Here is a 20,590-nt window from a genome sequence, read left to right as displayed (position 1 = left end):
GAAAGCTCAGGCGTCGGAAGCAGCCGCTTGGTCAAGAACCTCGGAGACAATCCGGAAGGCCTGCGATGGCTGGTAACCCTTCCGCGCCAGCATGGATGCCAGCCGGCGCGTGGTTTTGTCACGTTCTGCCGGGTCTGCCAGATCGGTGCCAGGCCGGAGCTTCCGCTCCACCAGGCTCCTCGCGGCAGCCTCTTCATCGGCGTCGGAGATCTGTTCCAGGGCCGCCGCCGCCGTCTCCTGGTCCACGCCTTTTTCCGACAACTCCCGCCGGAGCGCACCCTTGGCCAGCTTGCGGGTCTGCGACCGGTTCCGCACCCACATCTCGGCGAAATCGGCGTCGTTGATGAGGCGTGCTTCCTCAAACTTATCCAGGACTTCCTCGGCAACGTGCTCCGGGATGTTCCGCTCGGCAAGCTTGCGGGCCAATTGGAGCCTGCTTTTCGCCGAGGCCGTCAGCTGCTGGTAAACGATATTCCTGGCAACGGAAAAGGGGTCAGGCTCAGCGTCCTCCGCGACGGGAGAGCCGGCGTCGGGCCCGTCCTGGAAAGCATCAGTAAAGGAGGCGCGCCGCCCGCCGGTCCGGGACCGGCGGGGACGCGCACTGTCAGTACCGCTCAACGGTTAGAACCCGTCTACGGCTTTCAGCTTCGGGGAATCCTTCGACTCAGCCTCTGCCGGCTTCACCCCAACGCCGAGCTTTTCCTTGATCAGGCGCTCCAGCTCGGCGGCCAGTTCCGGGTTGTCGCGGAGGAACCGGCGCGAGTTCTCCATACCCTGACCCAGCTGGTCGCCGTCATAGGTGAACCAGGAACCGGACTTCTTGATGATTCCGTGCTCGACACCCATGTCAATGATGCCGCCCTCGCGGGAGATGCCCTGGCCGTAGATGATGTCGAACTCGGCCACCTTGAAGGGCGGGGCCATCTTGTTCTTGACGATCTTGGCCTTGGTACGGTTACCGACCGAATCCGCGCCCTCCTTGAGGGTCTGGATGCGGCGGACGTCGATACGGATGGAGGCATAGAACTTCAGTGCCTTACCACCGGTGGTGGTTTCGGGGGAACCGAAGAAGACGCCGATCTTTTCGCGGAGCTGGTTGATGAAGATCGCCGTGGTTTTGGTCTGGCTCAGGCGGCCGGTGATCTTACGCAGGGCCTGGCTCATCAGCCGGGCCTGGAGGCCCACGTGGCTGTCACCCATGTCACCCTCAATTTCGGCGCGGGGCACCAGCGCGGCAACGGAGTCGATGACGATGACATCCAGGGAGCCTGAACCGACCAGCATGTCCATGATCTCCAGTGCCTGCTCGCCCGTGTCCGGCTGGGAGACCAGGAGCGCGTCCGTGTCCACGCCGAGCTTGGCGGCGTATTCGGGGTCCAGAGCGTGCTCGGCGTCGATGAAGGCGGCGATGCCGCCCAGGCGCTGGGCGTTGGCCACGGCGTGCAGTGCCACGGTGGTTTTACCGGAGGATTCCGGACCGTAGATCTCCACCACGCGGCCGCGGGGAAGGCCGCCAATTCCCAGTGCCACGTCCAGGGCAATGGAACCGGTGGGGATGACCTCGATGGGGGCCCGGACTTCGTCGCCGAGCCGCATGACTGAGCCTTTACCGAACTGCTTGTCGATCTGGGCCAGCGCTGCTTCGAGCGCTTTTGCACGATCCGGGGCTGCCGCCATGGTTCACACCTCTAATGCTTTCTCGCTTTGGAGTGGCCTCAGCGGCCGTTTATTGGTCATCTCTGACGCTAATGGGACCCACTGACATTCCGGCCTGAGGACGGCGGCTATGTGGATAACCCGCTAGGAAAAGCATAGCTTTACCCGAACAGGTATTCGAACAATAGTCCGGCGTGTCCCGAAGGATTGGGCCTATTCGACGCGGGGCTTGACGTCCCGGCCCAGCCGGCGCTCGGCGGGAACGTCCTGGACATCGCAGACCGCCAGCCAGACCTTGCGGGGCTCCACACCGGCAGCCAGCGCCTGGTCCGCGGTGCGGCCGCCCACCCCGGCGAGGACAAGGGTGCTGCTGAGGACCCGCGAGTAGCCGGCGCCAAATTCATCATCCATAAGTCGCCAATAATCGCTGATTCGCACCTGTTGAGTCTCTCATGATCCCGGACCCTAGAATTGTTGCCATGAGCAACTCCCCTGCCGCCCCGACCCCCGCTGGCCGCGACGACGATCACCTGGTGGATGCCGCACTGCAGAACGTCGAACACCAGATCAGCGTCTTCTGGCGGCGCGCACGTGCCATCTCCAACCAGCTCTCCCGCCAGGTCCATCCGGACATGGAGCCGGCTGCCTATGGTTTGCTGACAGTGATCCGCAGGGAAGGCCCCATCCGGCTCACCGATCTGGCAATGAACATTGGCGTGGGCAAGCCGAGCGTCAGCCGGCAGATTGCGTTCCTCGAAAGCATCGGGCTGGTCTCCAAGGAAGCGGACCCGCTGGACGGACGCGCGCAGGCCATCCGGCTCACTCCCAAGGGCGAGGAAAAGATGCACCAGGTCCAGGACGCGCGCCGGGAGGTCTTTCGGGAGCGGCTGGGTGAATGGCCTGTGGAGGACTTGCAGGAGCTTGCCCGGTTTATGGCCAAGCTCAACGCCACCTACGAACGTGACGGTTTCCCGCACGACATCTAGGTCCAAACGACAAATCCGCGGGGCAGGCAAAGGCTGGCGCCGGCACCTGGAAAAGTGCCCGGAAACACGAAAAAGCCCCCGGCGGATGCCGGGGGCTTTCCGTGCAGGATGCCACCGTATGGTGGATCAGTCCTTACCGGGCGCCGGAAAGGAGGCCGGTTGAAAGTTCATCGTTGAGTTCGTTGTTGAGATCGCGCTCAAGGTCGCGTCCGTAACGCTGGGAGAATTCCTGCGGTACGGTGTCCGGGACAGCTACGCCTTCGGCTACTGCCACGCGGTCACTGACCTCCCGGAGCATGCTGGACAACGGGACATCCAGGGCCGAGCAGATTGAGGACAGAAGCTCGGAAGACGCTTCCTTCTGACCGCGCTCCACCTCGCTGAGGTAACCCAGGGAGACTCGGGCGCTGTGCGAAACCTCACGGAGCGTACGCCCCTGACGCTGGCGAACATCGCGCAGGACATCACCGATTTCGTGACGAAGTACCACCATCTTGCGCTCCTTCTGTTCGCTCTTAGCCTGATCGGCGAGGCCCACATCCTTCCAGCGGACAACGCCGTTTACGGATACGGGCTGCTTTACCATCTGTATCGCCTTGCTCCTCGTTCAGTCCGGTCCGCCGTGTAGCGAACCGTTGGTGTTTTCATCCTAGGCGCCTCCGCTCTCCGGAAGCGACACAATGTAATAACTAATCGGTACCGGCTTTTGTTCCCGCCAACTTTACAGCCGGGTAACTTCAGGACGCCAGAGCCTGAATCAACTGTTCCAGCGCAGCGCCGCAAGCCTGCCCCCGGATCTCTGCCCGGCTCCCTGAAAACACATACTCGAAGGCATTTGTTCCCGCTGCCGTCGCAACGCCGATATACACCGTTCCCACGGGCTTTCCATCATGTGCTTCCGGCCCGGCAACGCCGGTGGTGGAGACGCCAATATCCGCGCCAAGGGCCGAGCGTGCCCCTTCAGCCATGGCAGCAGCAACGTCATGATCAACGGATCCGGCGTTGGCCAGCAGTTCCGCGGACACCTTCAGCACGTCCGCCTTGACGGAGTTCTGGTAGGCCACCACACCGCCCTGCAGCATTCCGGAGGCGCCGGGTGTGTCGGCCAGGACCGCGGACATCATGCCGGCAGTCAGCGATTCCGCTGTTGCCACCGTAAGTTTGAGCTCCATGGCCTGCCGGACTGCCTGCTCGGCCAGATGGTGAAGCGAAAGATGCTGCTGGTTGGTCATGCCGGTTCCTGCCCGCCCTTCGTGGTTCCTTGCACTTTCCCCCTGGCGCGCAGGCGCATGGCCTCGACGACATATTCGCCGCCGGTCCAGACGGTGATGGCAACGGCCACCATCATCACGGCGAACGCCACCCACGTGAGCCACGGTGCGATGGCACCCAGCGGGAGCAGGTACAGGAAGATGGCGGCCGTCTGGACCACCGTTTTGAGTTTGCCTCCGCGCGAGGCGGGGATGACGCCGTAGCGGATGACGAAGAAGCGCAGGGCGGTAATGCCCCATTCACGCACCAGGATCACCAAGGTGGCCCACCAGGGCAGTTCGCCGAGCACGGACAGCATCACCAGGGCGGAACCAATGAGCAGTTTGTCCGCGATGGGGTCGGCGATCTTGCCGAAGTCGGTCACGAGGTTCCGGCTCCGGGCGATGTCGCCGTCGAGCTTGTCAGTGTAAATCGCGACGGCGAACGCGGCAGCCGCCGCCCAGCGCCAGGGCCCGGACTGGCTGTGGAGTCCGGGCGCGTCGGCGATCAGGAACCAGACGAAGAACGGCACCAGCCCGATGCGGAGCATGGTCAGGATATTGGGAAGGTTCCAGACCCCGGCACGGCTGGAGCCGGCGGCGGTGGCATCTGTGCTAGTCACCTTTCTAGGCTACCGTCTCCGGCCTAGCGGCCCGTGAGGGACCATGCGTCCTCGGAGCCGTCCTCGTCGTCGTACCCGCCCGGCGGAGAGTCGGAGCCGTCGTAATATTCCACGTTCTGCTTCCGCTGGTCCAGGTCCGCGGCCACCAGGTCTTCGGCGTACCCGCCCTGGGCGATGTTCGCGTTGGCGTTGTCGCTGAGCGCAGCAGTCTGCGCATCCGGTGCGGCCGGCGCCTCCTGGCCCTTCATGGCGGCCAGGACGGGGGCGAGATCGTCCGGTTTCACCAGCACGTCGCGGGCCTTTGAACCTTCCGAGGGGCCCACCACGCCGCGGGATTCGAGCAGGTCCATGAGGCGGCCGGCCTTGGCGAAGCCCACGCGCAGCTTGCGCTGCAGCATGGAGGTGGAGCCGAACTGCGTAGTGACCACCAGTTCGGTGGCCTGCAGCAGCACCTCGAGGTCGTCCCCGATGTCGTCGTCGATCTGCTTCTTGGGCGCCTCCGCCGCGACGTCGTCGCGGTAGCTGGCCTGGAGCTGCCCCTTGACATGCTCCACCACCTTGTGGATTTCGGACTCCGTGACCCAGGCGCCCTGGACACGCATGGCCTTGGAAGCGCCCATGGGCAGGAAGAGGGCATCGCCCTGGCCGATGAGTTTTTCGGCACCGGGCTGGTCAAGGACCACGCGGGAGTCGGTGACGGAGGAGGTGGCAAAGGCCATACGAGACGGCACGTTGGCCTTGATCAGGCCGGTCACCACGTCCACCGACGGCCGCTGGGTGGCCAGGACGAGGTGGATGCCGGCGGCACGTGCAAGCTGGGTGATGCGGACGATCGAGTCTTCCACGTCGCGCGGCGCCACCATCATGAGGTCGGCGAGTTCGTCCACGATCACCAGCAGGTAGGGGTAGGGGCGGATGACGCGCTTGGAATCCACCGGCGGCTGGACCTTGCCGGCGCGGACGGCCTTGTTGAAGTCGTCGATGTGCTTGAAACCGTAGTTGGCGAGGTCGTCGTAGCGGGCGTCCATCTCGCGGACCACCCACTGGAGGGCTTCGGCGGCTTTCTTGGGGTTGGTGATGATGGGGGTGATGAGGTGCGGGACACCTTCATAGGCGGTAAGTTCCACGCGCTTCGGGTCCACCATCACCATGCGCACCTCGTCCGGAGTGGCGCGCATCAGGATGGACGTGATCATGGAGTTCACGAAGGAGGACTTACCGGCACCGGTGGCGCCGGCCACCAGCAGGTGGGGCATCTTGGCCAGGTTGGCCACCACGTAGCCGCCCTCAACATCCTTGCCCACGCCCATCACCATCGGGTGGTCGGTGCGGCGGGCGTTCTGGCTGCGGAGCACGTCACCCAGGGAGACGGTCTCGCGGTCCGTGTTGGGGATCTCGATGCCGATCGCGGACTTGCCCGGAATGGGGCTGAGGATCCGCACATCGCTGGATGCGACGGCGTAGGAAATGTTCTTGGACAGCGCGGTGACCCGCTCCACCTTGGTTCCCGGCGCCAGTTCGATCTCGTAGCGGGTGACAGTGGGGCCGCGGCTGAAGCCCGTAACTGTGGCATCGACGTTGAACTGCTGCAGGGTGTCCGTCAGGGCGGCGACGACGGCGTCATTGGCTTCCGTGCGCTCCTTCGGGATGGAGCCGGGCGTCAGGTAGTCCGACGCCGGGAGCGTGTACGTCACGTCGCCGGCGAGGGACAACTGCTCGGTGCGCTGCGGGATGGGGACGGGCGGCGGCGCGGGAGCCACCGGATTGGACGGCACAGTGGGTGCGGCGGCCGGCTTGCTGCCGGCGGCTGCCATGCCGGGGGTGACCATGGGGATGGCTTCGGTGGCGTTGTCCTGGCCGGCTGCCGCGGCGCTGCCGAGGCCCTGTGCTGCCTTGATCTTTTCGACGGCGATCTCCGCCTGGGTGGGCCGGCGCACACCGGGGGCGGGCCGCGGCGGCTCGGGCTCGTCGTCGTCAATGACGGCATGCTCAAAGGCCTCGTCCCCGACGTAACCCTCCAGGCCGGCGTCGGACTCCTCATCCTTGCCGAAGAAGCGACGCTTCTTCTTTTTCGGCGCCGCAGGCGGCGTCCGCTCAAGGTAGCTGCGGTCGTGGCCGTTCCCGTCCTGCTCCTGGAGGTCGATGCCCATCAGGTGCTCGTACGCGCCGCGCAGCCGCCGCGGGATGGCACCGAACGGGGTGGCGGTGATGATGAGCAGCGACACAAAGGCCAGCAGCCCGTAGAGCACCAGCGGCACGGCGGGATGGATCGCGGCCAGCGGAGAGGCGCCCAGGAAGCCCAGCATCCCGCCGGCCTGGCGCAGGCCGTCAAAGCCCTGGGCGACAGTGGGCTGTCCGCCCAGGACGTGCGCCAGGGCGCAGCCGGCAAACGTCATGATGAGGAAGCCGATGCCCACCCGGTTGTTGCCCCGCCCGTCTGAGGGCTGGCGGAAGAGCCGGAAAGAGCACACAAAAAGCATCAGCGGAAGCAGCAGCGACATCCAGCCGAACGTCCCGTTCACCACACTGTAGACCGCGTCCGGGAACCAGCCGGTGAGGCCCCACCAGGCGAAGGTGGCGATGAAGATGCCCAGGGCAAGGTTGAAGAGGGCTGCGCCGTCGCGGCGTTCGTCGGCCGGGAGGTCGCTGACGTCATGGCCGATGCGCCGCACTCCCCCGCCCACGAGATGGCCGATGCCCAGCCATGCTCCGCCCACGACGCGGAGCAGCCAGGGCTGGTGCTGTTCGACGGCGGGAAGCTGGCGTGTCCTGGCCGTACCGGAACTCCCGGCCCGTCCGGACCTGGCCGGAGATTTCGCTGCCGTGGAGCCGGAACCGCGGCCGCCGGATTTGCTGCCGGAACTGGCCTTGCTGGATCCATTGGGCGCGGAAGTAGTACGAGTGGCCATGGTAGCCACGCTACCGGAACCGCACCGTTTTCCCGGGGATTTGGAGCCCCATGAATCCCCCCTGCTCAACGGGCGTGGCGCAGGACGGGTTAAACACCTCCGGCCCGCACTCCCGGTGTGGCGGAGTACGGGCCGGAGCCGGTGCGGGACCCTCTTAAGCCTCGAGGACCACGGGGATGATCATGGGGCGGCGGCGCAGCTTGCGATTGACCCACGTACCCACCACCCGGCGGACCACCTGCTGGAGCTGGTGGCTGGTGTGGTCCGCGTGGTTCAGGACGGCTTCTTCCAGCGCTGCGTTGATCTTGGGGATGATGTCATCGAACACCGAATCGTCCTCGGCCACGCCGCGGGCGTGGATTTCCGGTCCGGAGACCACCTTGCCGGTGGTCCGGTTGACGACGGTGATGATCGAGATGAAGCCCTCATCGCCGAGGATGCGGCGGTCCTTGAGGTCGGCGTCGGTAATTTCGCCCACGCTGGATCCGTCCACATAGACGAAGCCCACTTCCACCTGTCCCACCACATCGGCGCGGTGGTCCTTCAGGTCAATCACGGTGCCATTGTCTGCCAGGATCACGCTGGCTTCCGGAACACCGGACTCGATGGCGATCTTGCCGTTGGCAATCAGGTGCCGGGTTTCGCCGTGCACGGGCATGGCGTTCAGCGGCTCAAGGATGTTGTAGCAGTAGAGGAGTTCGCCGGCAGCGGCGTGGCCGGAGACGTGGACCTTGGCGTTGCCCTTGTGGATGACATCAGCGCCGAGTTTCAGCAGGCCGTTGATGATCCGGAAGACCGCGTTTTCATTGCCGGGGATGAGGCTGGAGGCCAGGATGACGGTGTCGCCGTCGCCCACCACCACGCGGTGGTCGCCGTTGGCCATCCGGGACAGGGCCGCCATCGGTTCACCCTGGGAGCCGGTGGACATGAGCACCACGCGGTTGTCCGGCAGGTTGTCGATGTTCTTGATGTCCACGATCAGGCCCGGCGGAACATCCAGGTATCCGAGCTTCTCGGCGATCGCCATGTTCCGGACCATGGAGCGGCCAACAAACGCCACCTTGCGGTTGTGCTTCCCGGCCGCGTCCAGGACCTGCTGGACCCGGTGGACGTGCGAGGAGAAGGACGCCACGATGATGCGCTTGGTGGCCTGGCCGAAGAGCCGCTCCAGGGTAGGGCCGATTTCCTTTTCCGCGGTGGTGAAACCCGGGACGTCCGCGTTGGTGGAGTCCGACATAAAGAGGTCAACGCCCTCTTCGCCGAGCTTGGCGAAGTGCCGGAGGTCGGTGATGCGGCCATCGAGCGGAAGCTGGTCCATCTTGAAGTCGCCCGTGTGCAGCACGGTACCGCCTGCGGTGCGGATGAAGACGGCCAGAGCGTCAGGGATGGAGTGGTTAACGGCTACGAACTCGCATTCGAAGGGGCCGAACTTCTCTACCTGGCCCTCTTCCACGGTGAGTGTGTAGGGCCGGATGCGGTGTTCCTGCAGCTTCGCCTCGATCAGGGCAAGGGTCAGCTGCGAGCCCACCAGCGGGATGTCGTTGCGGAGCCGCAGCAGGTACGGGACAGCGCCGATGTGGTCCTCGTGGCCGTGGGTCAGGACGACGGCGACGATGTCATCCAGCCGGTTCTCGATGTAGGAGAAGTCCGGGAGGATCAAGTCGACGCCGGGCTGGGTTTCCTCCGGGAAGAGGACGCCGCAGTCAACGATCAGCAGTTTGCCGTCGATTTCGAACACGGCCATGTTCCGGCCGATCTCCCCCAGCCCGCCGAGCGGGACGATCCGCAACGTGCCGTTGGGCAGGCGGGGCGGGGTGACAAGGCCGGTCAGGGCGATTTGGGTCATATTGCACTACTTTCCAGGCGGAAGGGCGTGCCGGTCTTAGCTTTTAGGAAAAGACCAGCCCCGCTTCCGCCAAATCCCCGCGGATGGTTTCGATCTCGGCTTCGTCCGGCTCCACGAGGGGCAAACGGACAATCGAGTTGGGCAGGACTCCCTGCCATTTAAGAATCTGTTTGGCCGCCACGGCGCCCTGGACACGGGTCATGGTTGCGCGCACTACCGGCTGGAGTTCGAAATTGATCTTCCGGGCGGTGCCGAGGTCATTCGCATTCACGGCGTCAATGAGTTCGCGGAAGCGGCGGGTGGCCACGTGGGTGGTCACGCCCACCAGGCCGACGGCGCCCAGCGCCATCCAGGGCAGCGTCAGTCCGTCATCGCCGGAGTAGAAGAGCAGGTCCGTCTCGCTCATGACGCGGGTGGCGGCCACGAAGTCCGCCTTGGCATCCTTCACCGCGACGATGTTGGGGTGCTGCGCCAGCCGGATCATGGTGTCGGGTTCGATGGCGATGGAGGACCGGCCGGGAATGTCATAGAGCATCACGGGCACGTCGGCGGCCGAGGCGATGGTCTCGAAGTGCGCGCGGAGGCCCGACTGGCTGGGCTTGTTGTAGTAAGGGGTCACCAGCAGGATGCCGTCGACGCCGAGCGCCGCAGCCTGCTGGGAAAGGTGCACCGAGTGCGCGGTGTCGTTGGTGCCGGTACCGGCGATGATCGCGGCACGGCCGCCCACGGCTTCCTTGACGGCGCGGAACATGCCAAGGTTCTCTTCGTCGGTGAGGGTGGAGGTTTCACCCGTGGTTCCGGTGACCACAAGGCCGTCGCAGCCGTCGTCCACGAGCTTGGTGGCCAGTTCCGCTGCCTGCTGGTAATCAACTGAACCGTCCTTGGCGAACGGCGTAACCATTGCGGTCAGGAGGGTACCGAGGGCAGGGATGTGCGCGGAAGTGTCAGCCATGGAAAAAACGTTACCCTGTCCACCGCTGGTTAGGACAATAGGGCGGGCGTGATGCACGTCAAATAGGGGTTTCCGGTATACCCGGGGCCCGCGCTTTGGCCGTTCACTGCCGGAACTTTTTGAGGCGGCTGCGCTGCAGGACGGTTGAAACGATCTCGGTACCGGTGCCCGAAGCCTGCTTCAGGGGGAGCCCGTCCGGTCCCCAAAAGCCGCTGAGGCCGCATGATTCGTCCAACGGGCTGGTGCCGCCGAGGTTGGCCAGCGCCGTGAACATCCGGTTGTCCATGGCGCGGGCACCAAGGTGGAGGGCAAGGCGGTGTTCCTCGTTTTTGGTGTAGAGCGCGGACACACAATAGAGGTCGGCGCCAGCAGCCGCGGAATCACCGGAATGCGATGGCACGGAGGCGTCCAGGCAGATCGCCAGAGCAGTCTTCCACCCGTCCACCTCTATATAAGTGGCCCCCTCTCCGGGCGTGAAGAGTTCGAGTTCATCCCCGTGGAGGTGGGTCTTGAAGGCCGTCTCGGTACTCCCATCAGGGTGGACGGCCAGCGATGCCAGCCGCGGGGTGCCGTCGGCCTCCCGAAGGGCGGCCCCTATGATGGCGGTAATCCCCGTCCTGCGGCAGATCTCCCGGACATCCGCGAGCCTGTGGTCACCCGGCGTTACCCACGAGCCAGGGCTGTCGAGGAGATCCAGCCGATAGCCGGTCAGGGAAAGCTCCGGGAAGACCACCAGCCGGGCGCCATGGTCATCAGCGTCCTCAATAAGGCGCACGTGCTCCTCAGCGTTGGCCGGGATGCCTCCATCCAGCGGACGGTACTGAATGACGGAGACAGGAAGGGTGTCAGTCACGCCTCCATCCTAGGCATGCCGGGGTTACACAGGCCCGGGGTGGCAATACCTGCCCACGGCTGCCTGGCGGAGCCCTTCCGCCCAGGTGGCCAGGCGTTGGGCGGCCCGCATGTAGTGGAACAGTTCCACGGGCGTCAGGGCGTCGATGTCCGTCTCGGCCAATCGGCGGGCCAGTTCGGCGCCCTCCGGCTGTGCGGAAAGGCTGATGCCCTCCTGCTCCCACTGGATATCCTCGGACGTCTTTCCTGTCACCAGCTGGCGGAAGAGGTAATCGACCACGCCGGGGCTCATGGCCTTCAGCGGCCCGTCATGGCGTGATCCCGAAGCCTGGGCTCCGGGTGCTGGAGCACCGAATAATGGGACTCCGGAGGATGGGGCTCCGGATGATGGCGTTTGCATGCGATTCATAGTATTCGAACATATATTCGAATACAAGAGCTCTTTGACAGGCCCGCCACAGGCGGATGTGAGACGATCTGGACATGACCTCCCGTAATGCCGCCGCTTCCACCAGGACGTCTCCCGGACGGTCCGCCCCGGCACGGCTGCACGGCATAGACGCCGCCCGCGGGCTTGCACTGCTGGGAATGATGGCCACCCACCTGCTTCCCACCTTCGAGTCGAACGCCAACCTTACGCCCACCTGGATCGGCCTGACCTTTTCGGGCCGGGCGGCCGCCCTGTTCGCGGTCCTGGCTGGAGTGGGCCTTGCCTTATCCACGGGAAAGCACAAGCCGCTGCAGGGTCCCGAGCTGTCCGGCGCCCGGCGCGGCGTGGCCCTGCGCGCCCTGGTGATTGCCGCCGTCGGACTCTCCCTCGGTGGCCTGGAAGTAAACCTGGCCATCATCCTGGTCCATTACGCAGTCCTGTTCCTGTGCGTACTGCCGTTCCTGGGCCTGCAGCTGAAGGCGCTTTGCGCCTGGGCGGCCGGCTGGATTCTGGTCTCCCCCGTGCTGGCGTACCTGCTGCGTCCGTGGCTGCTCGCCGCGAACCCGCCGCTCAAGCTGGGCCACAACCCCTCCTGGGAAGACCTGTCCACACCGGGAAGGCTGCTGGCCGACGTCTTCCTGACCGGCTATTACCCCGTCTTCCAGTGGCTCTCCTACCTCCTGGTGGGGCTCGTCGTCGGCCGCCTGATGCTGCATAAAGCGCTGGTGCCCTGGGTGCTGCTGGTGGGCGGAACCATCATTGCCGTCCTGTCCAAATCACTGGGCACTGCGGCGATGGAAGACTGGGGCGGCCGTGCGGCGCTGGAGAAGGTATTGAATTCCCCCGGCTATCCGCTGGGCAGCGTTCTGCAGGTCAACCTGACCGGCATCCCGCAGGAGGGTTCGTGGTGGTGGCTGGCATCCGCGGCACCCCACTCGGCAACCAGCCTGGACCTGCTGCATACGTCCGCGGTGGCCGCAGCAATCATCGGGGCGTTCCTGCTGTTGGGCAGGCTGGCCGAGTGGGTTGCCCTGGACCTGCTGCTGCCCCTCCGGGGCGCGGGCGCCATGACCCTGACCCTGTATTCCGTCCATGTGTGGGTGGTTTCGGCGTTCTATCTCAAGCCAATGCCGGAGGGCTGGAACGAAGACGCCATGTATTTCGCCCACGCCGCCTCGGCGGTGATCATTGGCATGGTGTTTGTGCTGCTCAAATGGCGTGGGCCGCTGGAATGGCTGGGGCATGCGGCAAACCAGTTGGGCCGCGGCGGGGTAAAAGCCGTCCGCTAAGCCGGAACGTTGCCCCGGAAGAGTTTAACGGCATCACGCATGGAGGCGCGGGCGCGCTTCCGGTCGCCGGCGGCGTCGTACGCGCAGCTCAGCCGGAACCAGGAGCGCCAGTCCTCGGGCGCCGCCTCGGCCTCGATCCGGTATTTCTCGAATTCGGCGTCGGCTGCGGACCGGACGATCCGGCCGGCAGGCGTCCGGGGCAGTTCGTCCACGGGAAGCCCGCCTTCAGCCTCGAGGACTTTGGCCATCTGTTCGGTGCGGGCGCCGAACATCAGCTCGCGGATCAGCGCCCAGGCGCCGATCACGGGCAGCACCAGGTAAGCAGCGCCGATGGCTACGGCTGCAGGATTGCTGTCCGTCAGCAGCAGGACCGAACGCTGGAAGGACACCACCAGGTAAAAGACCAGGAGCAGCGTGACGGCACCCACCCAGATCTTGGTGCGGTTCTTCCGGAAGCCAGCCATGAGCCCGGCCACGGCTATAGCCCCAGGTCCAGGTAGCCGTCCAGGCCCACCGTAAGTCCGGGGTGGGAGGCCACCTTACGCAGGCCAAGGAGCACGCCGGGCATAAAGGAGGCGCGGTCAAAAGAATCGTGACGCAGGGTCAGTTGCTCGCCGGCGCTGCCGAGCAGGACCTCCTGGTGGGCCACGAGGCCGCGGAGCCGCACACTGTGGACACGGACACCGTCCACCTCGCAGCCACGGGCACCGGCGAGTTCGCTGGTGGTGGCATCGGGGCTCGGGGCAACGTTGGCAGCGGCGCGTTCGGCGGCGATGAGCTCCGCGGTGCGGACGGCGGTACCGGAGGGCGCATCCACTTTGTCAGGGTGGTGCAGTTCGATGATCTCCACCGACTCAAAGTACTTGGATGCCTTCGCAGCGAAAGCCGAGGCGAGGACTGAGCCAAGGGCAAAGTTGGGGGCGATCAGCACGCCGGTCTCCGGGTGGCCGGCCAGCAGGTCCTCAAGCGCTGACAGCTTTGCAGCGTCCCAGCCGGTGGTGCCCACGACAGCGTGGATGCCCTGTTCGACGGCGAAGCGGACATTGGCCTCGGTGCTTTCCGGCACCGTCAGGTCAACCATAAAGCGGGCACCTGCTGCCGTGATCTGGTCCAGTGAATCTCCGCGGCCCAGGGCTGCGACCAGTTTCATATCCGGCGCGGCTTCGATGGCTTTTACGGCTTCGGCGCCCATGCGCCCGTTCGCGCCCAGCACGGCAACGGGCAAGGGCGCGGAGAGTTGTTCGGTCATGCCGTTAAGCCTACCGGCGGGCTCCAGCCGCGCAGGAACCGGGGAGTGTGCGTTACCTCGCATGAGCCGTTCCGGACTGGACGGAACCTGGAGGGAACAGGGTCAGTTGCCTGCGCCAACCCATTCGACGGTTCCGTCGGTAAAGAACTGTTCCTTCCAGATGGGAACCTGCTCCTTGATCCGGTCCACCAGCTCGGAGCAGACGGCAAATGCCTGCCCCCGGTGGGCGGCAGACACGGCACATACCAGCGCCGGGTCGCCGATTTCAAGCATGCCGATCCGGTGCGCCGCCCAGATCCGGACGGACTGCACGGACCCGCCGCTTTCCCCGCCGGAGCTGCCGGCTCCCGATTGTTCAGCGACCAGCCGGGCAACGACGTCGGCCATCACCTGGTGTGCCGTGGGGTGCGCACTGTAGCTGAGGCGCTCAACCGGCTTGCCGCCGTCGTGGTTGCGCACCACCCCACTGAAGCTGACCACCGCGCCCGCGGTGTCGCTTTCAACCGCCGCGATGGCCTGGTCAACGGAGATGGGCTCCGCACTCAGGACCGCGTTGACCACCTCGAATGATGTTTCAGTGCCCATGTCCGCCTTCCAGCTGGTCGCAGAGGTGCCCGATGACCGGGTCCAGGACGGTCAGTCCGTCCATGACCCCCTTGGGTGATCCGGGCAGGTTGATGATGAAAGTATGGCCCGCCGCGCCCGCGTAGCCACGGCTCAGCGCGGCCAGTGGAGTCTTCGCAGCACCCGCCCGGCGGATCGCTTCCATGATGCCGGGAATCTCGCGGTCCAGGAGCGGCAGGGTGACGTCCGGCGTACGGTCGTCCGGGCTGAGGCCAGTTCCGCCGCTGGTGATCACGACGGCGGGCCGCTGGGTGAGGAGTGCGCGGATCGCGGCGCCCACGGGCTCGCCGTCGGGCACCACCATGGCCGGGAAGACGTCGAAGCCGTGTTCGGTCAGCCAATCGCTGATCACGGGGCCGGTTTCGTCGTCGTAAATTCCGGCAGCGGCCCGCGTGGAGGCGATCACGACGCCGGCCTTCCGGCCCAGTACGTCGCCGTGGCGGTGCGGCTCGGGGGCACTAAGGGGGCTCGAGGTGCTCACAGTGCCCAGTCCCCGCTTTTGCCGCCGCTCTTAGCCAGGACCTTGATGTCGTCCAGGACGGCGTGCTTGTCCACTGCCTTGATCATGTCGTAGACGCTCAGCGCAGCGACGGACACTGCGGTGAGGGCCTCCATCTCCACTCCTGTGACTCCCCTGGTCTTGACCGTGGCGAGGATCGACACCGAATCGGCGGCAAGGTCGAAGTCCACGGTGACTTTGGACAGCGGGAGCGGATGGCAAAGTGGAATCAGTTCGGGGGTCTTTTTGGCGGCCATGATTCCGGCCACGCGCGCCACGGCGAGCGCGTCGCCTTTGGGCAGTCCACCGGAACCGAGCAGGCCCATAACTTCTGCGGTGGTGCGGACTGTGGCGGTGGCGGTGGCCTCGCGGGTGGTTTCGGCTTTGGCGGAGACGTCCACCATCTGGGCGCTGCCGTCCTGGCGCAGGTGCGTCAGCGCGGCCGGGGATTCTTCTGCATTCACAGCATCCATACTTCCACCTCCGCTCCAGCCGCGAGTTCGGCCACCCCCTGTGGGACGTGAAGCAGCACGTTCGAACCGGCGAGCGCATGCATCAGATGTGAACTTTCGCCGCCCTGCAGCTCTACCGTGCCGTCAGGCTGCAATGTACCTCGGCGGACCTGGTGCTTGTTTGCGGGAGACGCGACTGGCTGTCCGAGGCGTGCGCGAAGCGGCAGGCGGGGTGCGGGAGCGCCGAGCAGGCGGCCCAGCACAGGGCGCAGGAACATTTCAAACGAGACCAGGCAGCTGACCGGGTTGCCGGGGAATCCCAGGAACGGCCGCCCCTCGAAGGTGCCGATTCCCTGCGGGCCGCCCGGCTGCATGGCCACGTGGAGGAATTCCACCGGCTGGTCTTCCATGGCCTGCCGGACCACCTCGTAGGCACCCTTGCTGACCCCGCCGGTGGTGACGATGAGGTCCACCGCCGCTCCCTCGGCGCGAAGCAGCTCACGAAGCTTTCCCGGGTTGTCTGTGACAATACCTGCCCGGCGGACCTCGAGGCCCGCCTGCCGCATCGCAGTTTCCAGGAGCGTGCCATTGGAGTCATAGATCTTGCCGGCGGGAAGGTCCTGGCCCGGTTCCACCACTTCATCACCGGTGGTGACCAGCAGGACCGTCACGGCCCGGTAGACAGTCACTTCCGGGATGCCCAACGCGGCCAGCAGTCCCAGCTGGGCCGGGCCCAGGAAGGTGCCCGCCGCCAGGGCGGTCTGGCCGGCCTGCACATCGCTGCCGGCTTCCCGCACGTAGGTGCCCGGGGCTGCCGCAGGCAGCTTCACCGTTGCTTGCGCCGTGGACTGTCCGGTGGGCGGCAGGAAACGGTCCGGAACGGCCCGCTCAATGGGGACGACGGCGTCGGCCCCCTCAGGCAGCATGGCTCCGGTCATGATCGGGGCGGCTGTGCCGCGCTGGAGGGCGGCCGGACTGGCGCCGGCGGGAACGGGAGGCATCACGCGCAGCTCGCCGCCGTCGTCGGGCAGGTCAGCGGAACGGATGGCGTACCCGTCCATCTGGGAATTGGCGAAGGGCGGCAGGCTGATGGGGGCGGTGACGTCTTTGACCAGGCCCCGGCCCAGTGCCTCGCCCAGCGGAAGCACTTCGGTGCGGCCCGGTGACCGCAGCGGCTGCAGCAGTTCGGCGACGGCGGCCGCGTGCTCAGCCACGGATCGCGCCTGGTGCCGGTGGTGCTTTTCCTGGTGCCGCGCCGGGTGGGAGGTTGGGGGCTGGGACGTCCCGGACAGCGACGTTCCATGCGGTTGCGGGCTGGTCATGGTTCCGCCTTCGGTAGCCATCAGGGTTGCACGTCCACTCTAATGGTGTGGAACCCGGTGGCTCCGTCCGGGGCCGGCGGCCTGCGTTGTTCGTCCTGGGCCCGGCCCGTGAGATCAGTTGCGCGGACCTGGACTTCGTGCTGGCCTGCTGCCAGCTCCAGGCCCACCTTCCATTGGTACCAGGTGTCCACCGAGATGCCTTCGCCCAGCTCCGCCTGCTGCCACGCGCCCCGGTTCACGCGGAGCTCCACCTTCCCAATGCCGGAGTGCTGCGCCCAGGCGACGCCACCGAACATCACAGTTCCGGCCTTCACCCCACGGCCATCGCGCGGGACATCGATCCTGGACGACGTTTTGATGGGTCCGCGCTCAGACCAGCCGCGGGGAGTCCAGTAGCCGGCGTCGTCCGCGAACCTGGTGACCTTCAGCTCGGTAACCCATTTGGTGGCGGACACGTAGCCATAGAGACCAGGCACCACCAGCCGGACGGGAAATCCGTGCTCCAGGGGCAAGGGCTCGCCGTTCATGCCGACGGCAAGCAGCGCATCCCGGTTGTCGGTGAGGACCTCGAGCGGGGTGCCGGCGGTCCAGCCGTCCGTGCTCCTTGAGAGCACCATGTCCGCGCCGGGTTGTGGCCCGGCGAGTGCCAGCAATTCGCGGACGGGCCAGCCCAGCCAGCGCGCATTGCTGATCAGGTCTCCGCCCACTTCATTGGACACGCACGCGATAGTTACGTGGCGCTCGATCTGGGGTTTCGCCACGAGATCGGCGAAGGACAGCTCAACTTCCCTGTCCACCATTCCGGTGACTTTGAGGACCCAGGTATCCGGATCGAGGGCAGGAACGGTGAGTGCGGTGTCGATGCGGTAGAAGTCAGGGTTGGGCGTGACCAGGGGCTGCATTCCATCCAGGCCGGTCTCGGCTCCGGACGGGATGGGCGGCGCTGCTGAGGCGGGTACCGGCAGCGCCACGCGGCTCCTTGCTTCGCTGGCGGCCGCTGCGGCGCCGCGCCAGAGCGATGCCAGCGCCCCGCCGATCACCGTGAAGGCAGCCCCGCCTGCCAGGGCCTGGAGGAAACGACGGCGGGCAGGCACGGCTTCCGTATCGGAGGTGCGCTCACTGCCCGTCCACTCCTGCAGCCGCCGAATCAGGAACCTGAGCAGCGCACCGGCAATGACTGCGGTGATTACCGGCAAGGCCATCGCATTGAAGCTGGCTTGGGCCCGGGTGAGGACGGCTGCCAGCCCCACCAGCCCAAAGAGGCCAACGATGGCGATGCCGGCAAAGCGGCGCCGGTCTTCGACTATTCCCGCCATCGCGGCCAGCGCGGCAATGACCAGGGCCATGCCAGCCAGGAGTGCAAGTTTGTCGGCCGTCCCGAACAGCGCTACAGCCCAGTCCTTCATACCGGGTGGAACGGCATCGATGACTGCGCCGCCAACCGCTGTCATGGGCGACAGCGCCGGGCTGAAAATACCGGCCAGAAGTTCTCCAAGCACCACCGCGCTGCCCACCGCAACGGCGCCCGCGGCGGCGGCGGGCCACACGCGGTGCCGCGGGACCGGCCCGGGGGGCACCGAGGGCACCGGGCGCTCGGGAAGCCGTGTCACGCCGTCGTTCGCTGCATGCTGTGGCTGGGAGCTGTTCACACCTACAGCTTAGGTTCGCTGGCTGCCCGCGGCGCCGGTCGTGGGCCGCGGATTCTGCTGCTGCCGGCCGGACCGGTCACGGTGTGATGCGGAGCCCATTGTGGCGTAGCCTGAATTCATGAGTGTCCAGCTAGGCATGCCCCAGCCACGGGAAGATGCGGGGGCAGCGCTGCCCTCCGTACCCGGTGCGCGCCCCGCCGATGCTCCGGCCGGGCTGGCCGACCGTTACGGCCGCCGCGCCACGGACATGAGGCTTTCCCTGACGGACAAATGCAACCTTCGCTGCACCTACTGCATGCCCGCTGAGGGCCTTGAGTGGCTCGCGAAGCAGGCAGTGATGTCTGCGGAGGAGATCGTGCGGATTGTGCGGATCGGCGTTGAGCAGCTGGGCGTGCGTGAACTGCGGCTGACCGGTGGTGAACCGCTGGTGCGGCACGACCTGGTGGACATCATCGCCTCGCTCCGCAGCAATCATCCTGAGCTGCCTATCTCCATGACCACCAACGGCGTGGGCCTGGCAAAGAAGGCGGCCGCGTTGAAGGCGGCCGGCCTGACCCGGATCAATGTGTCCCTGGACTCGCTGCACGAGGAGACTTTCACCAAGCTGACCCGGCGGCCGTTCCTGGACCAGGTGCTGGCCGGCGTGGACGCGGCCTGGGCTGCAGGCCTGGGCCCGGTCAAGCTCAACGCAGTCCTCATGCGCGGCATCAACGACGCCGAGGCGCCATCACTGCTGGCATGGGCGCTGGACCGCGGCTACGAGTTGCGGTTCATCGAGCAGATGCCGCTTGATGCTGACCATGGCTGGACGCGGCGGAACATGATCACGGCTGCTGAGATCCGCTCTCTGCTGTCGGGTGACTTTGTCCTCAGCTCTGATCCGCGCGCCCGCGATGGTGCCCCTGCGGAACGCTTTGAAGTACGACGGCGGGCGGCGGGGTCTGATTCCGGCCCGCTGCTGGGGACCGTTGGCATCATTGCCTCTGTGACTGAACCGTTCTGTTCGGACTGCCGGAGGACGAGGATCACGGCCGAAGGCAAGATCATGAGCTGCCTGTTCTCGCGTGAGGAATTCGACCTGCTGGGCCTGCTGCGCTCGGGCGCAAGCGACGACGCGCTCGCCCAGCGCTGGCAGGACGCCATGTGGCTCAAGCCAAAAGCACACGGAATGGACCACGTGGGACTTGACGCTCCGGACTTCGTCCAGCCGGACCGCAGCATGAGCGCCATCGGGGGCTGAGACATTTGAACGTACGATACTTCGCTGCCGCACGCGCTGCGGCAGGCGTTGAGGAAGAGCGCTTCGAGCTGGCGCCGGGCGCCACTGTTGCCGACCTGCTGGAGTCGGTCCTTTCTGTGGAGCGGCCCGAGCCACCTGCCGGAACCCCGCCGCTGCCCCGCATCCTGTCGCGGAGCAGCTTCCTGCTGAATGAGGTGGCGGTGCGGAACCACAGTGTTGTCCTAAAGGCCGACGACGTCGTGGACGTGCTGCCTCCGTTCGCCGGCGGCTAGGAGTACTTTCCCCGCGGAGGCTTCTCCCGGGCAGGGAATGTCAGTGCCACGATGGATGCTGTCGGTATGGGAAACCACGAGGGCACGGGGGTCAACAGGGACGCGCTGCTTCGCGCCGCGCCGACTGCGCCGGTTCACCCATCCGCTGACGCCGCCCCGAATGTCAGTGCCTCGATGGATGATTCTTCTATGGGAAACGGCGCGGGTACGGCGGCAACGATGGAAGACATTCACGCCTCAACTGCCCTGCTTGATGCCCTGTTCCTGGAAGATCAGCGGCTGGAAGCCGACGCCGGTCCCGGGGCCGCTGCCAGTGGCGGAGCTGGCGTGGATGTACTGCAGCGTCGCTATGAGATCCGACTCGAGCGCTTGGCAGTGACAAAGCAGCTGGAAGCCCAGATCGCCGGCGTGAAGGCCCGGGACGCCGCCGAAGCCATTGAAATCCAGCATGCGATGATCCCGCCGGAAGCGCCCGTCCACGAACGGACCT

22 protein-coding genes and 1 pseudogene are annotated in these 20,590 nt (G+C 66.0%); 5 read left to right on the top strand and 18 right to left on the bottom strand.

The genetic code is table 11. The features are described from left to right. Nucleotides 1-6 precede the first annotated feature (6 nt). From QRN11_RS19555 to QRN11_RS19545, 3 genes are all read right to left on the bottom strand, one after another. Nucleotides 7-471, bottom strand: a complete 465-nt coding sequence (locus QRN11_RS19555) for a regulatory protein RecX (RefSeq protein ID WP_285314175.1) — start codon at nucleotides 469-471, stop codon at nucleotides 7-9. Nucleotides 472-621: 150 nt separating this feature from the next. Beyond that, nucleotides 622-1,677, bottom strand: a complete 1,056-nt coding sequence (recA, locus tag QRN11_RS19550) for a recombinase RecA (RefSeq protein WP_091418086.1) — start codon at nucleotides 1,675-1,677, stop codon at nucleotides 622-624. 192 nt (nucleotides 1,678-1,869) lie between these two features. Continuing rightward, nucleotides 1,870-2,094 (bottom strand): DUF3046 domain-containing protein, encoded by a 225-nt coding sequence (locus tag QRN11_RS19545; protein ID WP_091418089.1) that lies wholly within the window; start codon nucleotides 2,092-2,094, stop codon nucleotides 1,870-1,872. 41 nt (nucleotides 2,095-2,135) lie between these two features. Here QRN11_RS19545 and QRN11_RS19540 point away from each other — a divergent pair, with 41 nt between their 5' ends. Next, complete coding sequence (locus tag QRN11_RS19540; RefSeq protein WP_285314141.1) at nucleotides 2,136-2,642, top strand: MarR family winged helix-turn-helix transcriptional regulator; 507 nt, start codon at nucleotides 2,136-2,138, stop codon at nucleotides 2,640-2,642. Nucleotides 2,643-2,775: 133 nt separating this feature from the next. On the opposite strand, the gene QRN11_RS19535 is transcribed toward QRN11_RS19540, so the two are convergent. The 8 genes from QRN11_RS19535 to QRN11_RS19500 form a co-directional block, all read right to left on the bottom strand. Then, a complete protein-coding gene (locus tag QRN11_RS19535; protein WP_050055661.1) occupies nucleotides 2,776-3,228 on the bottom strand; it encodes a helix-turn-helix domain-containing protein in 453 nt (150 codons plus the stop codon). Nucleotides 3,229-3,379: 151 nt separating this feature from the next. Further along, nucleotides 3,380-3,874: a CinA family protein gene (locus QRN11_RS19530; RefSeq protein WP_285314140.1), complete on the bottom strand. Its 495-nt coding sequence runs from the start codon at nucleotides 3,872-3,874 to the stop codon at nucleotides 3,380-3,382. After that, complete coding sequence (gene pgsA, locus QRN11_RS19525) at nucleotides 3,871-4,515, bottom strand: CDP-diacylglycerol--glycerol-3-phosphate 3-phosphatidyltransferase (RefSeq protein WP_285314139.1); 645 nt, start codon at nucleotides 4,513-4,515, stop codon at nucleotides 3,871-3,873. The genes QRN11_RS19530 and pgsA overlap by 4 nt, the downstream gene beginning before the upstream one ends. A gap of 23 nt (nucleotides 4,516-4,538) precedes the next feature. Then, the gene (locus tag QRN11_RS19520) at nucleotides 4,539-7,424 is read right to left on the bottom strand and encodes an FtsK/SpoIIIE family DNA translocase (RefSeq protein ID WP_285314138.1); all 2,886 of its coding nucleotides are present in this window, start codon (nucleotides 7,422-7,424) and stop codon (nucleotides 4,539-4,541) included. A gap of 154 nt (nucleotides 7,425-7,578) precedes the next feature. Continuing rightward, nucleotides 7,579-9,270: a ribonuclease J gene (locus QRN11_RS19515; RefSeq protein ID WP_091418101.1), complete on the bottom strand. Its 1,692-nt coding sequence runs from the start codon at nucleotides 9,268-9,270 to the stop codon at nucleotides 7,579-7,581. Between the two features lie 43 nt (nucleotides 9,271-9,313). Continuing rightward, nucleotides 9,314-10,222 carry a 4-hydroxy-tetrahydrodipicolinate synthase gene (gene dapA / locus QRN11_RS19510; RefSeq protein ID WP_142062608.1) on the bottom strand — a complete coding sequence of 303 codons (909 nt, stop codon included), beginning with the start codon at nucleotides 10,220-10,222 and terminating at the stop codon, nucleotides 9,314-9,316. A gap of 103 nt (nucleotides 10,223-10,325) precedes the next feature. Continuing rightward, on the bottom strand, nucleotides 10,326-11,075 hold the full coding sequence (locus tag QRN11_RS19505) for a carbon-nitrogen hydrolase family protein (protein ID WP_285314137.1): 750 nt from the start codon (nucleotides 11,073-11,075) through the stop codon (nucleotides 10,326-10,328). Nucleotides 11,076-11,099: 24 nt separating this feature from the next. Continuing rightward, complete coding sequence (locus QRN11_RS19500; protein WP_285314136.1) at nucleotides 11,100-11,474, bottom strand: hypothetical protein; 375 nt, start codon at nucleotides 11,472-11,474, stop codon at nucleotides 11,100-11,102. Between the two features lie 83 nt (nucleotides 11,475-11,557). Between QRN11_RS19500 and QRN11_RS19495 the strand changes: the two genes are divergently transcribed. Next, nucleotides 11,558-12,793: a heparan-alpha-glucosaminide N-acetyltransferase domain-containing protein gene (locus QRN11_RS19495; protein ID WP_285314135.1), complete on the top strand. Its 1,236-nt coding sequence runs from the start codon at nucleotides 11,558-11,560 to the stop codon at nucleotides 12,791-12,793. On the opposite strand, the gene QRN11_RS19490 is transcribed toward QRN11_RS19495, so the two are convergent. The 7 genes from QRN11_RS19490 to QRN11_RS19460 form a co-directional block, all read right to left on the bottom strand. After that, nucleotides 12,790-13,257: a hypothetical protein gene (locus tag QRN11_RS19490; protein WP_502935059.1), complete on the bottom strand. Its 468-nt coding sequence runs from the start codon at nucleotides 13,255-13,257 to the stop codon at nucleotides 12,790-12,792. The two genes, QRN11_RS19495 and QRN11_RS19490, sit on opposite strands and share 4 nt — an antisense overlap. Nucleotides 13,258-13,271: 14 nt before the next feature. Then, nucleotides 13,272-14,042, bottom strand: coding sequence for a 4-hydroxy-tetrahydrodipicolinate reductase (dapB, locus tag QRN11_RS19485; RefSeq protein ID WP_285314133.1), 771 nt, complete (start codon nucleotides 14,040-14,042; stop codon nucleotides 13,272-13,274). 102 nt (nucleotides 14,043-14,144) lie between these two features. Then, nucleotides 14,145-14,627, bottom strand: a complete 483-nt coding sequence (locus QRN11_RS19480; protein WP_285314132.1) for a molybdenum cofactor biosynthesis protein MoaE — start codon at nucleotides 14,625-14,627, stop codon at nucleotides 14,145-14,147. Next, nucleotides 14,617-15,147 (bottom strand): MogA/MoaB family molybdenum cofactor biosynthesis protein, encoded by a 531-nt coding sequence (locus QRN11_RS19475; RefSeq protein WP_285314131.1) that lies wholly within the window; start codon nucleotides 15,145-15,147, stop codon nucleotides 14,617-14,619. The genes QRN11_RS19480 and QRN11_RS19475 overlap by 11 nt, the downstream gene beginning before the upstream one ends. Beyond that, on the bottom strand, nucleotides 15,144-15,638 hold the full coding sequence (moaC, locus tag QRN11_RS19470; RefSeq protein WP_285314130.1) for a cyclic pyranopterin monophosphate synthase MoaC: 495 nt from the start codon (nucleotides 15,636-15,638) through the stop codon (nucleotides 15,144-15,146). Before moaC ends, QRN11_RS19475 begins: the two co-directional genes overlap by 4 nt. Continuing rightward, nucleotides 15,626-16,939, bottom strand: coding sequence for a molybdopterin molybdotransferase MoeA (locus QRN11_RS19465; RefSeq protein ID WP_285314129.1), 1,314 nt, complete (start codon nucleotides 16,937-16,939; stop codon nucleotides 15,626-15,628). Before QRN11_RS19465 ends, moaC begins: the two co-directional genes overlap by 13 nt. Nucleotides 16,940-16,959: 20 nt before the next feature. Next, nucleotides 16,960-18,525 (bottom strand): molybdopterin-dependent oxidoreductase, encoded by a 1,566-nt coding sequence (locus QRN11_RS19460; RefSeq protein ID WP_502935062.1) that lies wholly within the window; start codon nucleotides 18,523-18,525, stop codon nucleotides 16,960-16,962. A 181-nt stretch (nucleotides 18,526-18,706) separates the two neighbouring features. Between QRN11_RS19460 and moaA the strand changes: the two genes are divergently transcribed. The 3 genes and pseudogenes from moaA to QRN11_RS19445 form a co-directional block, all read left to right on the top strand. Then, nucleotides 18,707-19,828 (top strand): GTP 3',8-cyclase MoaA, encoded by a 1,122-nt coding sequence (gene moaA / locus QRN11_RS19455; RefSeq protein ID WP_285314128.1) that lies wholly within the window; start codon nucleotides 18,707-18,709, stop codon nucleotides 19,826-19,828. A gap of 5 nt (nucleotides 19,829-19,833) precedes the next feature. Beyond that, nucleotides 19,834-20,100 (top strand): MoaD/ThiS family protein, encoded by a 267-nt coding sequence (locus QRN11_RS19450; RefSeq protein WP_285314127.1) that lies wholly within the window; start codon nucleotides 19,834-19,836, stop codon nucleotides 20,098-20,100. 66 nt (nucleotides 20,101-20,166) lie between these two features. Then, a pseudogene (locus tag QRN11_RS19445) lies at nucleotides 20,167-20,590 on the top strand (hypothetical protein); the annotation flags it as partial.

Source organism: Pseudarthrobacter sp. fls2-241-R2A-168 (assembly GCF_030209335.1).
GTDB lineage: Bacteria > Actinomycetota > Actinomycetes > Actinomycetales > Micrococcaceae > Arthrobacter.
Note: the sequence above shows the minus strand (reverse complement) of the source record. Positions and strands in the feature narration are given on the sequence as shown.

Bases quoted from the DNA above. Each gene is read 5' to 3' on its own strand.
- recA (WP_091418086.1), bottom strand. From the start codon at position 1,677: ATGGCGGCAGCCCCGGATCGTGCAAAAGCGCTCGAAGCAGCGCTGGCC.
- QRN11_RS19540 (WP_285314141.1), top strand. From the start codon at position 2,136: ATGAGCAACTCCCCTGCCGCCCCGACCCCCGCTGGCCGCGACGACGAT.
- QRN11_RS19535 (WP_050055661.1), bottom strand. From the start codon at position 3,228: ATGGTAAAGCAGCCCGTATCCGTAAACGGCGTTGTCCGCTGGAAGGAT.
- QRN11_RS19530 (WP_285314140.1), bottom strand. From the start codon at position 3,874: ATGACCAACCAGCAGCATCTTTCGCTTCACCATCTGGCCGAGCAGGCA.
- QRN11_RS19520 (WP_285314138.1), bottom strand. From the start codon at position 7,424: ATGGCCACTCGTACTACTTCCGCGCCCAATGGATCCAGCAAGGCCAGT.
- QRN11_RS19515 (WP_091418101.1), bottom strand. From the start codon at position 9,270: ATGACCCAAATCGCCCTGACCGGCCTTGTCACCCCGCCCCGCCTGCCC.
- dapA (WP_142062608.1), bottom strand. From the start codon at position 10,222: ATGGCTGACACTTCCGCGCACATCCCTGCCCTCGGTACCCTCCTGACC.
- QRN11_RS19500 (WP_285314136.1), bottom strand. From the start codon at position 11,474: ATGCAAACGCCATCATCCGGAGCCCCATCCTCCGGAGTCCCATTATTC.
- QRN11_RS19495 (WP_285314135.1), top strand. From the start codon at position 11,558: ATGACCTCCCGTAATGCCGCCGCTTCCACCAGGACGTCTCCCGGACGG.
- QRN11_RS19490 (WP_502935059.1), bottom strand. From the start codon at position 13,257: ATGGCTGGCTTCCGGAAGAACCGCACCAAGATCTGGGTGGGTGCCGTC.
- dapB (WP_285314133.1), bottom strand. From the start codon at position 14,042: ATGACCGAACAACTCTCCGCGCCCTTGCCCGTTGCCGTGCTGGGCGCG.
- QRN11_RS19480 (WP_285314132.1), bottom strand. From the start codon at position 14,627: ATGGGCACTGAAACATCATTCGAGGTGGTCAACGCGGTCCTGAGTGCG.
- moaC (WP_285314130.1), bottom strand. From the start codon at position 15,638: ATGGATGCTGTGAATGCAGAAGAATCCCCGGCCGCGCTGACGCACCTG.
- QRN11_RS19465 (WP_285314129.1), bottom strand. From the start codon at position 16,939: ATGACCAGCCCGCAACCGCATGGAACGTCGCTGTCCGGGACGTCCCAG.
- moaA (WP_285314128.1), top strand. From the start codon at position 18,707: ATGAGTGTCCAGCTAGGCATGCCCCAGCCACGGGAAGATGCGGGGGCA.